At 61.6% G+C, this 14,553-nt stretch carries 14 protein-coding genes; 8 read left to right on the forward strand and 6 right to left on the reverse strand.

Going from position 1 to position 14,553, the window contains the following annotated elements; translation table 11 throughout:
- Positions 1-71: 71 nt before the first annotated feature.
- The 4 genes from D5261_RS08355 to D5261_RS08370 all read left to right on the forward strand — a co-directional run bounded on the left by D5261_RS08355 (position 72) and on the right by D5261_RS08370 (position 1,947).
- A complete protein-coding gene (locus D5261_RS08355; RefSeq protein ID WP_119322558.1) occupies positions 72-389 on the forward strand; it encodes an ArsR/SmtB family transcription factor in 318 nt (105 codons plus the stop codon).
- A 67-nt stretch (positions 390-456) separates the two neighbouring features.
- Complete coding sequence (locus D5261_RS08360) at positions 457-1,002, forward strand: rhodanese-like domain-containing protein (RefSeq protein ID WP_119322557.1); 546 nt, start codon at positions 457-459, stop codon at positions 1,000-1,002.
- 30 nt (positions 1,003-1,032) lie between these two features.
- Complete coding sequence (locus D5261_RS08365; protein ID WP_119322556.1) at positions 1,033-1,383, forward strand: carboxymuconolactone decarboxylase family protein; 351 nt, start codon at positions 1,033-1,035, stop codon at positions 1,381-1,383.
- 120 nt (positions 1,384-1,503) lie between these two features.
- Positions 1,504-1,947, forward strand: coding sequence for a DMT family transporter (locus D5261_RS08370; protein WP_119322555.1), 444 nt, complete (start codon positions 1,504-1,506; stop codon positions 1,945-1,947).
- 6 nt (positions 1,948-1,953) lie between these two features.
- On the opposite strand, the gene D5261_RS08375 is transcribed toward D5261_RS08370, so the two are convergent.
- Together D5261_RS08375 and D5261_RS08380 are read right to left on the reverse strand one after the other, a co-directional pair.
- Entirely contained in the window at positions 1,954-2,598 is a 645-nt protein-coding gene (locus tag D5261_RS08375) for a DUF1003 domain-containing protein (protein ID WP_119322554.1), read from the reverse strand.
- 55 nt (positions 2,599-2,653) lie between these two features.
- Positions 2,654-3,256 (reverse strand): hypothetical protein, encoded by a 603-nt coding sequence (locus D5261_RS08380; protein WP_119322553.1) that lies wholly within the window; start codon positions 3,254-3,256, stop codon positions 2,654-2,656.
- Positions 3,257-3,490: 234 nt separating this feature from the next.
- On the opposite strand from D5261_RS08380, the gene D5261_RS08385 reads away from it, so the two are divergent.
- Both D5261_RS08385 and D5261_RS08395 read left to right on the forward strand, forming a co-directional pair.
- A complete protein-coding gene (locus D5261_RS08385; RefSeq protein ID WP_119322552.1) occupies positions 3,491-4,630 on the forward strand; it encodes a GntR family transcriptional regulator in 1,140 nt (379 codons plus the stop codon).
- A 218-nt stretch (positions 4,631-4,848) separates the two neighbouring features.
- Positions 4,849-5,577 carry a DUF1559 family PulG-like putative transporter gene (locus D5261_RS08395; RefSeq protein ID WP_119322551.1) on the forward strand — a complete coding sequence of 243 codons (729 nt, stop codon included), beginning with the start codon at positions 4,849-4,851 and terminating at the stop codon, positions 5,575-5,577.
- 103 nt (positions 5,578-5,680) lie between these two features.
- Here D5261_RS08395 and D5261_RS08400 read toward each other — a convergent pair whose 3' ends face one another.
- Together D5261_RS08400 and D5261_RS08405 are read right to left on the reverse strand one after the other, a co-directional pair.
- Entirely contained in the window at positions 5,681-8,872 is a 3,192-nt protein-coding gene (locus D5261_RS08400; protein ID WP_165864348.1) for a M56 family metallopeptidase, read from the reverse strand.
- Between the two features lie 92 nt (positions 8,873-8,964).
- Entirely contained in the window at positions 8,965-9,375 is a 411-nt protein-coding gene (locus D5261_RS08405) for a BlaI/MecI/CopY family transcriptional regulator (RefSeq protein ID WP_119322549.1), read from the reverse strand.
- Between the two features lie 221 nt (positions 9,376-9,596).
- Between D5261_RS08405 and D5261_RS08410 the strand changes: the two genes are divergently transcribed.
- Together D5261_RS08410 and D5261_RS08415 are read left to right on the forward strand one after the other, a co-directional pair.
- Positions 9,597-10,769 carry a hypothetical protein gene (locus D5261_RS08410; RefSeq protein ID WP_125206081.1) on the forward strand — a complete coding sequence of 391 codons (1,173 nt, stop codon included), beginning with the start codon at positions 9,597-9,599 and terminating at the stop codon, positions 10,767-10,769.
- Positions 10,770-10,899: 130 nt separating this feature from the next.
- Positions 10,900-11,322 (forward strand): hypothetical protein, encoded by a 423-nt coding sequence (locus tag D5261_RS08415; RefSeq protein WP_119322547.1) that lies wholly within the window; start codon positions 10,900-10,902, stop codon positions 11,320-11,322.
- 66 nt (positions 11,323-11,388) lie between these two features.
- Here D5261_RS08415 and D5261_RS08420 read toward each other — a convergent pair whose 3' ends face one another.
- On the reverse strand, positions 11,389-11,553 hold the full coding sequence (locus D5261_RS08420) for a hypothetical protein (RefSeq protein ID WP_165864347.1): 165 nt from the start codon (positions 11,551-11,553) through the stop codon (positions 11,389-11,391).
- On the reverse strand, positions 11,516-14,449 hold the full coding sequence (locus D5261_RS08425) for a SpoIIE family protein phosphatase (protein ID WP_119322546.1): 2,934 nt from the start codon (positions 14,447-14,449) through the stop codon (positions 11,516-11,518). The genes D5261_RS08420 and D5261_RS08425 overlap by 38 nt, the downstream gene beginning before the upstream one ends.
- Positions 14,450-14,553: the final 104 nt, after the last annotated feature.

Genomic DNA, 14,553 nt, shown 5'->3' on the forward strand with positions numbered 1-14,553 from the left:
GCAGATTAGAATTTGTCAAGGCAAAGAATAATTTGACAACTCTTACAATATAGTGGTATATCTATATTGTTATGGAGAGCAAAGCGCCGTCGCAAGAATTGATCGATATGGAGACGCTGGAGCGGGTTGCTCCAATCATTCGCAATGCGGCGCATCCCACTCGCCTGCGGATACTGGATTTCCTGCGGCTTGCAGGCCAGCCCTGCACCGTGACGCAGATTACGGAAGCGGCGGGCGTTGGACAGGCGCTGGTAAGCCAGCAGCTACGTATTCTCAAGGATCAGGGCATCTTGCTGTCGCGGCGCGAAGGCAACTATATGCTGTACGACATCGCGGACCGCAGCGTGCTGCTGCTGCTCGACTGCATTCGCGAACACCAAATTCGGTAACATATTTTCATATGGTTGATATATAGTGATATAGATATGTTTATATGTGAAATAGAAAGATAATCTCATGACTCTCGATCCAACGCGGCGCACTCCAGCAACGGTGACGCCGGAGGACGCCTGCGCAAGCATCGCGCATGACGGCGCATACCTACTGGATGTGCGCGGTTTCGACGAATTCGCATCTGGACATGCGTCCTGGGCCGTCTGCATCCCGCTGGCGGATCTGGAGCGCCGCGCCAGCGAGATTCCGTCCGATCGTCCGGTTATGCTGATGTGCCAGAGCGGGAGACGCAGCGCCATGGCGGCGGAGCGCTTGCGCGCTCTTGGCATGGACAATATCGTTGATGTCGCGGGCGGATTTGCCGCCTGGGAGCGCGCGGGGCTTCCCGCCATCAAACAGCGTGGCGTCATCCCACTCGAACGGCAGGTGCGTATCGCGGCGGGGCTTCTGGTGTTTGGCTTCTCGATTCTTGGATTTACGGTGCATACCGGCTTTTTCGCCGTGAGCGCCGCCGTCGGATTGATGCTCGCGCTGACCGGAGCTCTGGGGATTTGCCCAATGATGTCGTTTCTGAAGCTGCTTTCCTGGAATCGCCCCATGAAAAACTAGACGAAAAGCGAATACAAAGGAACAATGACAATGACCACAAACTATCCGGAATATCGAGCGCATCTTCAGGGCCTGATCGGACGCCTGCGCGTCCGCATCCCCGGAGTAATGAAGGGCTTTGGCCAGCTTCATCAAGAAAGCATGAAGGCGGGGGCGCTGAGTGAAAAGCACAAAGAGCTGATGGCTTTGGGAATTGGGATCGCCTCTCGGTGCGACGGCTGCATTGCGTTCCATACGCATGAAGCGCTGGCGCACGGAGCAAGCGCGGATGAGATTGGTGAGACTATCGGCCTCGCAATCTCCATGGGCGGCGGCCCCGCGCTGATGTACGCGGCCCACGCGCTGGAAGCCTTGGAGCAGTTCGAGAGGTCGCTCGCCTGACTGTCCGCTGAGTTCCAGGCAGAAAAGCGCAAATGAGAATTTCTTAACGTTTTGAAACCTCCTCTTATTGGGACATTGAAAAGTCAATCCAATGGGATCGACACAGGGAGGCGCGTGCCGATGAACGTTTTGATGCTCATGATGGTGGCGATCGCGGGCGGCGGGGTTTCGGTTCAGATCGCCGCGAACAATCGCCTGCGGGAAGCGGTGCAGTCGCCCGCGCTGGGAATCACGCTGGCGTTCGCGGTGGGGACCGTCGGCATGGCGCTGCTGACGCTGTCCGGCGTGCTGGGGCGCGGGCATCTGGCCGGGGCCGCGTCGGCGCCCTGGTGGGCGTGGATCGGCGGCCTGCTGAGCGCTTTCGCCGTCATCATCACGCTGCTGAGCGCGCAGAAGGACGGGGAGGAAGCCACGGTGGCGACGTTTATCTTCGGACAGCTAATCGTCGCGGCGCTGCTGGACCACTTCGGCTGGCTGGGAGTCAAGCAGTCGCCGCTGAACGCCTGGAAGATCGGCGGGGCGCTCGTGGTGTTTGTCGGCGTGCTGATCATGCAGAAAAAGTAAGGCGCGCTATTCGCCCTTTTCTTGTTTTGCCTGGATCACCCGCTGTTCCGTTTCGATGGCCGCTTCGTCGATCTCGTCGGTGACGATTTGCGCGGCGGCGGTCGTCTCCATCGTTTCTTCGAGCTTGATTTCCAATGCGGCGAGCACTTCCTGAGGATCGACGGTTTTGATCAGCGCCTGGGCTTCGAGATCGACTCGGTTGTGGACGGTCGGCATGTCCCGGCGCAGTTCTTCCAGCAGATCGATGATCTTCGCGGTCCGCTGCTCGGTAAGCAGACTCATTTGCAGGTCGAGCTGCTCGCGGCGTTCGGCGAGCTTGCCCTGGCGATTCTGCGTGATGAGAACCACGGTCGTCATCAGCAGCGCGCAGAGTCCGACAATGCCCTGGAGCCAGAAGAAGGGCGGCTCGTCGCGCTCGCGCAGGCCCAATCGAAAAGCAAACGTGTTGAAGATCATCCAGACGCTGACGCCGACCAGGATCCCGTAGAAGAACTGCGGCCGGCCCAGCCACGAAGTCAGCGATTCGACGCCGCGCTGGTGAGGATCGACCTGCTGCTCCGCCAGCGCGTGCATCGCGACGACGGCGTCGATATTCTGACTGATGGGATCGGCGGTCTGCGCGGCCGAGGTAGAGTTTTGTGAAACGGGCATGGCGTCGGGATTCCTTGGGGTCTATCGGATTCAGTTTATCCCGTCCCGCCCCAATTCAACCGCCGCCGCTCCGGGATGCGCCGAAGGCGTGGTGGGCGGCGGCGTAGGCTTCCGAAAGGCGACGAAGATCGACCGGACTGCACTCGATGAACGACGAGGCGGAAAGATGCGCGAGCGTCGCCAGCAGATCGCCCGCGCCCGCCGCGTGCTTTAAATCCTCCGGGCTGGTTTGCAGCGCCTGCTCCAGCGTCGGGCGGACGCCGGGGTGGACGGAGCTGAGCAGGAGCAGCTTGCAGACATTGCTGCAGTTCCACTTCAAAAAATCGTATTCGGTCTTCTTGAGCTTCGCCCAGAGATGGACGATCGTGTCTTCCTCCAGTCCCTCAAAGACATCCACATATTCGGCCTCGCGCTGCATGTACGCCCCGGCGGGGTCGATCTCCGTGGCGTAGCTGTCCGGATAGCGCGTCGGTCGGTGCTTCCAGATGCCGGTAATCCGTCCGATCAGTGAATCCCGCTCCGGCCAGAAGCTCGCGTAGGCGCGCGTCGCCCCGTCCGCGCCGATGACCTCCAGCGCGGAGTGCCCGACATCCGGCGCCACGGTGTGCTCCAGCACTGTCGCCGGAGTTGTTGGGCTCCATGTATAAAGTTTGACCATCCATTCGTTCCCGTCTCATCTCGTGATCGATCAACGCTTGCTTCAGCGCTCGTAATAAAGAGTGTATTCCCTTTTTCCTCGATTTGTCTTCGGCGATCGCGCAAAGATGTTCGTTCAATCGTATGAACGCCTCTTTCGGGAACTGGTATAATGGAAAGACGCGCAAACTTGTCTAGGGCAAATGTCTTGCGAAAAGTTTGAGTTAACGCCATTCGGAAAGAGCCGTTTCGCTTTATGAAAGAAAAACGCTGGGTCGCCATCGCTTCGTCCATCAAAGCCGCCATTCGTGGAGGCGAGCTGTCGCCCGGGGCGCGTATCCCTTCGGAAAGCGATATGGCGATGCAGTGGAATGTCAGCCGCATGACGGTCCACCAGGCGCTCTCCGAACTTCAGCGCGAAGGCTGGGTCGTGCGCAAGCCCAAGATCGGCACCGTGGTCGCGGACCGCTCGGCGCAGCCCGACACCAAGATCGGCCTGGTCTTTACGGGGTTCATCGAGCTGCCGCAGGGCGGATATCTGGCGGGGATCGAATCGAGCCTTACCGACGGATATCAGTTCATCCACTACAACACCAACGCCGACACGCAGGAAGAGGCGAAGTGCCTGGTGGCGGCGGCGTCGGAATGCAGCGCGATCATCTGCTACCCGATCTCCGCGCCGGAAAACACGCCGCTGCTGAAGAAGATCGCCGCGTCGATGCCGCTGATCTTCGTGGACCGGATCCCGCAGGGGATCGACGCCGATGTGGTGATGTCCGATAACTTCGGGTCCATGGTCATGGGACTCCGTCACCTGCACGCGCTGGGCCATGGCCGCATCGCATTCTTTATGGAAGACCAGACCACGCTTTCCTCCGTCACCGACCGGTACGCGGGCTATCAGCAGTTTATGCGTCAGGAAGCGGGCGTGCCCGACCCCGAGCGCTGGGTGCGGCGCATTGCGTGGGACGTGCCGTGGGAAAGATATTACGAGCAGGTCGAGGCGAATTTGATCGACTTACTGAGCGCGCCGGAGCGCGGCCGCGTGACGGCGATCGCCTGCCAGCAGTACGCGCTTCTGGCGATGGTGCTGGAAGTGTGCGTCAACCTCGGCGTCTCCGTCCCCGGCGAGCTCGCCCTGCTCAGCTTCTACGACCTGGACGCGCGCGTCCAGCCCCTGGCGCGCAATACCCATCGCCTGATCCAGCGCTCCGTGGAGATGGGCGCCATCGCGGCGGACCGGATCCGCCGGCGTCTGATCGAGGGCGAGCTGACCGCGCAGTCCGTCTGCCTGACTGCGGAGCTGATCCCCGCCGACGTGCGCCACCACAGCCCCGCCGCGCAGGAGTTCATCGCGGCGCGGCTTTCCAGCGCCGCAAAATCATCCATTTCCTGATCGGCCTGATCGTCGCGCGTGTTTGGAATCGGCCTTCATCCCGCAATGAAGGCGAGGCGGGGTCGCTCCAGACGCAAGACGAAAATAGTCCTTGACACATTTATTACACTAGTGTATAATTCTTTCAGCGGCGATTGCGATTTCAAATTCGCCATTTCCCTAGACATATTATATCACTATTGATGGAGCTCGCTCCATATTTCTTGAAGGAGACAGTAATGCTGACATCCCGCCAAATCGTTCGCAAACAGAATGTCCAGACAGGTTTTACTTTAATCGAATTGCTAGTTGTTATCGCAATAATCGCAATTCTTGCGGCGATTCTCTTCCCGGTCTTCGCGAAGGCGCGCGAAAAGGCGCGGCAGACCAGCTGCGCCAGCAATATGAAGCAGATCGGCCTCGCCGCCATGCAGTACGAGCAGGACAATGACGAGCGGACCGTGCCGTTCTTCTTCCCCGCCGGCGTCACCGACTGGGGCGTCGCCCAGAGCGCGTCTCAGATCACCTGGTGGCCGGCGCTCTATCCGTACATCAAGAGCGACCAGCTGCTCGGATGCCCCTCGGAAAACGCGCAGTCCAAGATCGGCCAGAACGATCATCAGAGCTATGTGATCAACGCCGACCTTGTGCGCACCGACCAGGTTTGGGGCGGGACATGGAACGCGGGAAGCCGCATGAGCGCGATCGCCGCGCCGTCCAGCTGCATTTACTTCCTGGAGTGGGCCGCCCAGGACACGCCGCGCGAAGTCTCGGCCGGGGATTACGATTACGGCATCACCCATCCCGACATCCAGCTCAAGGCTCTCCAGCGGCACACCGACGGATCCAACTACTCGTTTGCCGACGGCCATGTCAAATGGCTGAAGTACGATTCCGTCTCCCGCAACGACGATCCCAATACGGCGGATGGCCGGAAATCCTGGTTCGCGCCGCAGCGTCAGAACTAGAAACGGATTCTCACCTCTCTCAAAGATCCGAATATCAGCGATTCGAGCCCAGGACATGTGCGTCCTGGGCTCGAATCTTGTCGCTGCCTGCCCGATATCTGCGTCAAGTCCGTTTCATCACGCGTCGTATCTTCACATGCCCGTCGGCGAACGCTTCGCAGACCCAGTCGTTTCCGTCGATGACGCTGGGCGTGGGCGTATCGCTGAGCATCAGCGCACCATGCGGATCGTCGATTTTCACGAGGGACGCATGGGAAAGCGCCGCGGACGGGCGGTAAGGCTTTCCGGAAAGGGGACTGATGAATATGTCGCCGCCTTCCGCATGGTTTAGCGTTCCGGTTTTGAGGTCGATCTGTTTCTCCTGGAACGCGATGTAAGGCGCCAGGTCCTTGCGCAGCGCGGCGAGGGATGTCATCGCCGGCAGAGTATTGTCGTTGTCCTGGATGTACTCCATGAGGGCCAGTCCCAGCAGCTTCATGTTGTGGACCGTCATGTCTTTACGTTTCGCCCAGGCGAGCTGCTGGTTTCGGATCGCGATTTGCTGGGGCGTGAAGGGCTTCGAGATGACGCCGCCGAGCGGCTGGAGCTGGATATTACGGAACTCGACGATCTCGTACGGACGCGTTTGCAGGCGGAACTCTTTGATCTGCGCGAGATCGACGCCGGGGTTATATCTGCGCAGCTCCGATGTCTTCGAGAATGTCAGCCAGCAGTAATCGGCGCCATGGCCTGCTTCCGCGGTGACTTCCAGGGGAATGACCCGGTCGCTCTGATCCACGGCGACGATGCGGCGCGCAACATTGCCAAGGGCGCGTTCCCTCCCCAGAAAATACTCCACGCGCCAATTCCCATGAGCGTCAAAATACGCCAGCGCTGGTTTGTCGTTGAACAGGAGCGTGACATCCGCGTCCATGTCCATACGCCCCGGCTGCGGGGGCGACGCCGGGTGATAGATCTTATCCGGCGTGAACCCCGCAGGAAGGATCGCCTCCGTCTTCCAGGGAGTGGTGGACACGCCGATACGCATGGAGAACGATTTGGCGCTCCGGGGGAAGAAATAGACGCCGCCGGCGCCGGACACTGCTCGGTTGGAGCGAAAGAGGGATTTTTCGGGATCGTCGTCGGACACTCCGAAGACTTGAGTGAACTGGCTCGAATCGCCGGAGGGATCTCCAAAACTGCAATTCACGGCGTAGGGAGGAAGCCCCCCGTACGAGGCGATCGGCCAGCGGGAATAGCGCGGATTGCTGAACGACGCCGGCGCCGGGGCGGGCGAGCCGTCGGGCAGCCACCAGGCGCCATGCATCGTCCACCAGCCGCCTTCGGGGATCGCCCGTGTGACGTTTTCGATCTCGACGGTGCGTCCATTGGACAGCGTCGCCTGGTACCCATCGGCGACACGGACATTGCCCCCCGTATCGCTGCGCATCTCGATGATTTCTTTGCCGTCCGCGGAAACGGACCGGTAAAGATTGCGCGAGATTGTCTCAGTCGCCACCGGAGCGTTGAGACGACTGGCAACCGTTTCGGCCTCCGCCAGGTCCCGGAAGCCGCCGATCATCTCAATGCCGTTGCTCTGGATCACGTCATTGACGACCGACGCGGAAAATGCCTTATCGCCCAGGAATATGCCCAGAACCTCGCGCCGGTGTGCGGCCGAAAATTTGGCAAGCTTCTGGACTCCTTCCGGGGTGAAGATCAAATTCACGCTGGGAGACGCGGGGATCTCAGAGCTCATCCTCGCCTTCGCGTTGACCACATCGGAATCCGTGAGGATGATCGGGGAGTTTTCAATCATGCGTGTCCAGGCGGCCTGTTCCTGAATCAGCTCGCGAGTCTTTCGCTGCTGCTCGGCTGTGAAGTAAACGGGCCGGGACGGAACGCCGGGGAGCGTCAGCTGCGGGATCACAAACGCCGTGGCGCCGGCCCTCCGCTCATATCCTTGCTCCAGAACCTTCTGGAACTTCGACTGGATCGTGAAGGCGTCGGGATATGCTTGCTTCGTTCTTCGATCCCAGAAATGCACGGTCTCACTGTGGTCCGCGTTAAGCTCCAAGGTTTGCCTGATGGGGCGCTGCGGGGCCGCCGGGCAGGCGACATCCTTCAAATAGAGAAATTGCAGAATGCCGCGCTCCTGGCGATGCTGCGCCGGAGGTTCTCCCGACTCCGGCGACGCTGCCGGGGATGCCTGAGCCCGAACCATGGGGCGCAGGATCGATACCGGGATTAGCAGCGCCAGCCCCGCGCCGGCGGCGGCGATGAGTTTCTTGCGGCCCAATTGCCGGCGGTTGACGCCGGGCGCCAGCATCGCTTGGATCCGCCCCTCGGTCTCGCGCGGCAGCGCCATCGCGATCGCCACGGTGCGCGGGTTCGCGCCTTCGGGCAGCGAGCGCAGCACGTCCAGTAGTCGCTGGGCGTAGTCGCTCGGGCGAACGCCGGCATGCAGAACGCAGTCGTCGCAGGCCAGCTCGCTGGTCTCGCGCGCCTGGCGCGCCGCTATCCAGACCATCGGATGGAACCAGTAGAGAGCGCCGGCGAGGCGCGCGGCGGTCTGCGTCACCCAATCTCCCCGCCGCACATGCGCGAACTCGTGCAGCAGGGCCGCGCGCCGGCACTCCGCCGACCAGTTTCCCGACTGCGGCGGCAGTAAAACCACGGGATGAAGCGCCCCCCATGTGATCGGCACAACCACGCCGCTCTCCTCAGACGCTTGCCGCGCCGCCACGCGCCGCCGAACGCGCATCGCCTGCCGCGCGCTGTCGGCGATCTCCTGAGTCTCTGGATCCAGAGGCCGACTGCCGCGCCACGCGCGGTTCACCCGGCGCATCCCCATCGCGATCCGGCCAAGAGCCAGCGCAAAGCCGGCCATCCAGACGGCCGTGATGAGGAGCGCCCACGGAATAGAAAACCCATGGCGCGCGGCCGGCGCCACGGCGACTGGTTCGGGCGCTGCGGATGCGGCGGCGATCGGCGCGCTGCTCTGATCCACCGCGCTGGACGCAGCTTCCGGAGACGGCGGCCGTTTCGTCGCCGTCTCCGGCGCGCTGTCCCGAACGGCCTGAACGCTTACCGCAGGCGCAGTCGCGTGTCGCCGCGCCACGGCGACATTCCAGGACGGCAGCGTCAGGGACAAAATGGGGAGAACGAGCACGCCGGCGACCGCCGCCGCCCAAACCACGTGCCGCGTGGACGCGGAGGCGCGGCGAAGCGCCCGGTGGACCGCCATCGCGGCCGCCAGCAGAAGAGTGCTTTTGAACAGCAGCAGCGGCAAAGCATGAAAGATAAATGCAGTCACTTGTCCATTCCTCTCGTGCGCTAACATCGATCTCGTTCACGTAAGAAGTCAGAAAGACCGGCGGTTTTCATCGCCCGCGCCTCATCGGACGGCTAACCACGATCGTCGTGTTCGCCTTGCTCCGCCGCCCGCGCCTGCTGGATCATCTCTTCTAACCGCCCAAGTTCTTCCTCGGTGGGCCGCGTCTGCTGGTTGGCGAGCAGCGTCGCCACGGCCTGCTCGACGCTGCCGCCGAAGAATGTCTGCACCACCTGCTCGATCGCGCTCTTGGCGACCGCTGTCCAGCTCTCCATAGGCGAGTACACATACTTGGTCCCCACCAGAGTATGCTTGATCTGGCCCTTGTCCTCTAAAATCCGCATAAAAGCGCGCACCGCCGAATAACTGGGAGCGTCCGGCATGGCGTCCCGAACGTCGGTCACGGACGACGCGCCGCGCTGGTAAAGAATGTCCATGATTTGACGCTCACGCCGGCTCAGCCGGTGCGGTAACAGCTTGTTCATTCCTGAGACTCCGTAAGTGCTAATAAAATCAGCAGGTAGATGCTAATCATATTAGCACTACCCCGCGAGTTTGTCAAGCCGAAGTGTTCGATTTCTTAGCAGGGAATATAGAGTTATTATTTGACAGGGTTATGACGCCGTGATATTCTAAGCCAAACCAAAGCGCTGCCGCGCTCTGCGAACCGATCGCCACTCGTCGTCAATATGCTAAGGTAGGGATTATGGAACCTTCATTGCCGATGGCCGCACGGAAATGTCTCGGCGCGCTCTGCGCGGCGCTGCTGATTTTATCCGCCGGCGCACACGCCTTTTCCGCGCCCGTGACGCTCATGCGCACGCCGAACGGCGGTATTCAGCCGCAGGCGGCCGTAGACAATCATGGCGTTCTCCACGTGATCTATTATCTGGGTGATCCCGCGCATGGGAATCTCTTTTACGTCCGCAAGAAGCTGGGCGCGGATGCGCCGTTTTCCCATCCGGTGCGGGTGAACAGCGTGGCGGACAGCGCTATCGCGCTGGGGACGATACGCGGAGCGCAGATGGCGATTGGGAAGGACGACAGTATCCATGTCGTCTGGAACGGTTCCGAGAAAGCTCCCAAAGGCTCTGGCGGAACCCCGATGCTGTATGCGCGTTTGGCGTCCGCCTCCTCCGCCTTTACCCCGGAGCGCAGCTTAATCACCTGGGCCGGAGGTCTGGATGGCGGCGGTTCGGTTGCCGCCGATCCGCGCGGTAACGTTTATGTCGTCTGGCACGCCTCAGCCCCGGGTAAGGATGAAGCGTCGGGCGGGGTTTATTTGGCGCGCTCTGGCGATGATGGACGGACATTTGCACGGGAAACCAAAATCAACACGCGTCCCACCGGACAATGCGGCTGCTGCAGCATGCGCGCCTTCGTGGATAGCGCGGGGACGCTGTATATTCTTTATCGCTCCGCCGGAGGGAATTTCGACCGCGACACCACGCTGCTGGCGTCACGCGACGGCGGAGCGAGCTTCGCATCTTCGATGCTCAGTCCATGGCGGCTCGGCGCTTGCCCCATGAGCAGCTTTTCCCTGGCTGAAGGCCCCGGCGGCGTAATCGGCGCCTGGGAGACGGCGGATCAGGTTTACCGCGCGCCACTGAGCCGGTCCGCCGTAATGATACAGGCCGCGACGGCTCCCGCCGGTTCCGGAAAGCGCAAATATCCGACTCTGGTCTCGAATAAAAAGGGAAAGAGTATGCTCGCCTGGGTGGAAGGCGCGGGGTGGGAGCGTGGCGGCGCGCTTGCGTGGCAGGTTTACGGGCCGGCCGGGCAGCCGGAAGGCCCCGCCGGTCGCGCGAATGGTGTTCCTGTCTGGAGCTTCGTCACCGCCGTCGCGCGAGACGACGGATCATTTTTGCTGATTTACTGAGAGCGCGAAAACGGGGAGCGTCGCAGGGTATTCGCATGAGGCGGGAACATTCGGCGTGCGGTGTAGTCCATATCCTTGTAACTGCGAGGGGAAATCGCTTCTCTCCCAGCTCTACAGGGAGAATACATCAATGAAGATTTCAACCTCGAAGATTATTGCGCTCGGCGGCCTCTGCGCACTGTTCGTCAGCGGCGGCTCCGCCGCCTTCGCGCAGGGCGATCATCAATATCAGAACAACGATCAAAGCCAGTCTCGCCAGGATAACAGACGGCATGACCATGGCCAGAACGATCAAACCTGGCAAGACGGACAGAACCAGTCTCGCCACGATCAAAATAACGGCGGTCAGTATCATCACGAACAGACTGACCATAACCGCTATCAGAATGGCGGACAGGATTACTCGTTTTCGCGGAGCAATCAGTATCGCCACGCGAAGCATAAGAACAGCCGGCGCTTCGGGCATTGGCGCAATTATGGCGATAATGCCGCTGGGAACCGGAACCGATACGACGATTCGCAGGGGAACTCCCAGCATCGCCACAATCATTAGACACGTACTGCTTTAAAAACATACAGCCAGGCGAAGGTTAATCCCTTGCCTGGCTGCCGCTCTTTCTCACTTCCGCCAAACTGGCTCCTCCGTCACGCAGTCCTGCTCCAGAAACGCCGTCGCGTTGGTGAGAAGATTAACGCGGTCCACCGTTTGCGGCGTCGGCCAGAATCCGCGCCCGAGCGTTCCCCCATTACTGGCGGCGTGCGAGCAGGACAGCCACATCGTCACGGAACGCGCCGTTGGCGTAAGCGCTGGCGTCCGCGACGATCGTCTCCGCTTGATGCTGAACGTTGGCGTCCACCTGCGTCTTCGTCAGCAGCCCCATCAGTCCATCGGTCCCCAGCAGATCGCGGCGGCTGGGGCCTGACTCGCTGATCCCGTCCGTGTACAGCAAGAGCGCGTCCCCGGACGCGAGCATGAAGGCGCGGTCCCGATACTCCGCGTTGTCCGCGACTCCGAGCGGCGGGCTTGCCGTTCTTAGCGCCTCGACGTCGCCATTCGCCTTTCGGATCAGCGCGGGCTCATGGCCGCAGGAGCAAAAGCGGATCTCTCCCGTCGCGGCGTCGTAGACTCCGATCCAGGCGGTCACGAAGCCAACGAGGAGATCGTGGGCGGTGACAATGGCGTTGAGCGCGGCGGCGGCCTGGGCGGGAGCGCGGTAAAGGTAGAGGGTGGTGCGCAATGTGTTTCGGATGAGCGCCAACTGCTGCGCCGCCGCCAGCCCCTTGCCAGACACATCCCCCATGACGATTGCGTACTGCTCTTTGTCCAGAACGAACACATCCATGAAGTCTCCGCCGACCGACGCTTCATCCAGGGCGGGCTGGGTGAAGCTGCCAAGAGAGAGACCCGGGATGTGCTTGGGGACGGTCGGCTGCAGCGCTTCTTGCAGCTGCTGGACGATGGCGCGTTCCTTGACGCTGACGCGGGCCGTCTCCAGCGCCGTTCGCGTGAGGGTCGCGGCTTGTTCGATCAGCGCGATCTCGTGCGCTGTCCAGATACGCGGCTCATCCATGGAAGCCCACAGCGCGGCCACCAGCTGCCCGCCGTCGAAGAACGGCACCGCCAGCAGCGCGCGATTCTGGGAAGAAAGCATCCCCTGGGCGATGGCTGGAGACAGCGATGCGTGTACATCGACAATGACCGCCGTTCCGCCGCTCGCGAACAGCTCCGTAAGCATCTCGGCGAAATCCGAGAGACGGTAGTCGCCGGCGAGAGAGGCAAGATCGCCTCGGTGGTAATCACGACCCGCATGGGCGGCGTCACGAGACGCATCGTAGGTGAGATAGAAGCAGCGGGATACGTTCAGCGCTTCCCCGACCAGCGCCGCCGCCTCTTCCTGAATCGCATCGGGGTCCAGTTCGCTGCGGATAGCTACGCCGATCCGCCCGATCAGCGCTTCCTCTTTCAGGCGCGCTTGCTGCGCGGCCAGCAAGCGCGCCGTTTCCACGGCGGAGCGGGTTTGAGCGGCGACGGCCTCCACGAGTCGCACCTCGTCGTCCGTCCAATCGCGCGGCTTATCCGCCATCGCCACGGACAGCGTCGCCACCCGCCGCTCACCCTCGAAAATGCGAACGGAGATGGCCGAGCGCAGCCGGAGCTTGCGCAGGGCAGAGAGCAGGACCTCGGGCAGCGACCACCGATCCTCCATTGCATCGGGAATAATCAGGGTGCGCTCGTTTGGGTAGAAGTCCTCGGGGTTGACCTGGAACTCCGAGATCCGGTAATGGCCGGCGAGTGAGGGAAGGTCCGAACGGTGGAAGTCCTGACCGACCCAATGGGAGTCGGCCGCGAGGTCGTTGAACGAGAAATAGCAGCGGTCGGCTTTGAGCGCTTCGCCCAGCGCGCGCACCGCCACCTGCTGGATCTCCTCCGGGTCCGTGGTGGCGCGGATCGCTTCGCCCACGCGGTTGAGCAGCGCCTCCCGCTCGGCGCGCGCCCTGGCTTCGCCCAGCAGGCGCTCCTGCTCGATCTCCAGCCGCTTTCGCTCGGTCAGGTCAATGCCGTGCACAAGGATGCCGGAGACCTGCTTTTCCTTGTCGTAGAGAGGCTGGTAAGCGAAATCCAGGAACCGCTCGTCCAGGGGGCCATGGGGCGTCACCCGGAGCAGGAGGCGCATATCCTTGCCGATGAACGGCTTGCCAGTTTGATAGACCTGATCCAGTATTTGGACGAATCCCTGATCCACTACTTCGGGGAGCGCGACGGTAACGGGCTTGCCTAAGATGTCGCTGCGTCCGACCAGCTGGTAGTAGGGCGGATTCGCCATCTCGAACACATGCTGTGGCCCGCGCAGCGTCGCCATAAACGCGGGCGCCTGCATGAAGATGGCTTGGAGCCGAGCGCGCTCCTGCTCCTCGCGGCGCTTGCGTTCGGTGATGTCCAGGACATAGGAGAAGCCTTCGGCGCCCGATTCCTCGAAACGCGTGCCACCGATGAGAATGGGGACCCGCGACCCGTCCTTGCGGAAATATTCCTTCTCGTACGTGGCGGCGGAGCCTTCCGCGCGAATAGCCGCCACGCCTTGCTCGTTTCTGTCCGTCCACTCCGCCGGGGTCATTTTGCGAAAATCGAGCAGGCCCGCCGCGAGGTCGTCGCGCGTGTAGCCGACCATTGCGAGGAAAGTGTCGTTCGCGTCGGTGATCAGGCTCGTGTCCAGGTTCCAGAAGATCACCCCCACGACCTGAGAGTCAAACAGCCGGCGTAAGCGGCCCTCGGCGCGCTCACGCTCGGCGATATCATAGCTGAGAAGCGACAGCGCCGCCTCCCGCGCGGCTTGCGCGTAGTGCTCGTGCGTGATATCCCGGGCGAAGACGATCAGTCCGCCGCCCAGCTCCGGGACACAGCGCACATGGTCCCAGCGCTCCAGCCCGGGGGAATGCGCCTCGAACTCGACGACTGCGCGCTCCTGCATCGCTCGCCGAAAGTTGTCATGGTAAACCGCGCCCTCCAGATACGGGGCGGCCTCCCAGATCGTGCGTCCCAGGAGATGCTCACGCGAGACTCCGGCGAGGCGTTCGGCTTGCGGGTTGACATAGAGAAAGCGGTACTCTGCGTCGAACGCAAAGATCAAACTGCCGCTATCCTCGCCCAACTGTCGGAAATCTATCGCAAACTGCTCCATAATGCGAGGCCGCCTCGTTCTCGTCGTTAGGCTCAAACATCAAGTCGTCAATCCAAAACTCTCGCTCAAAGTATAGCATAGGCGGCGAAGTAATGGTCCGATGT

This window comes from Capsulimonas corticalis, from assembly GCF_003574315.2.
In the GTDB taxonomy this organism is placed as follows: Bacteria; Armatimonadota; Armatimonadia; order Armatimonadales; family Capsulimonadaceae; genus Capsulimonas; species Capsulimonas corticalis.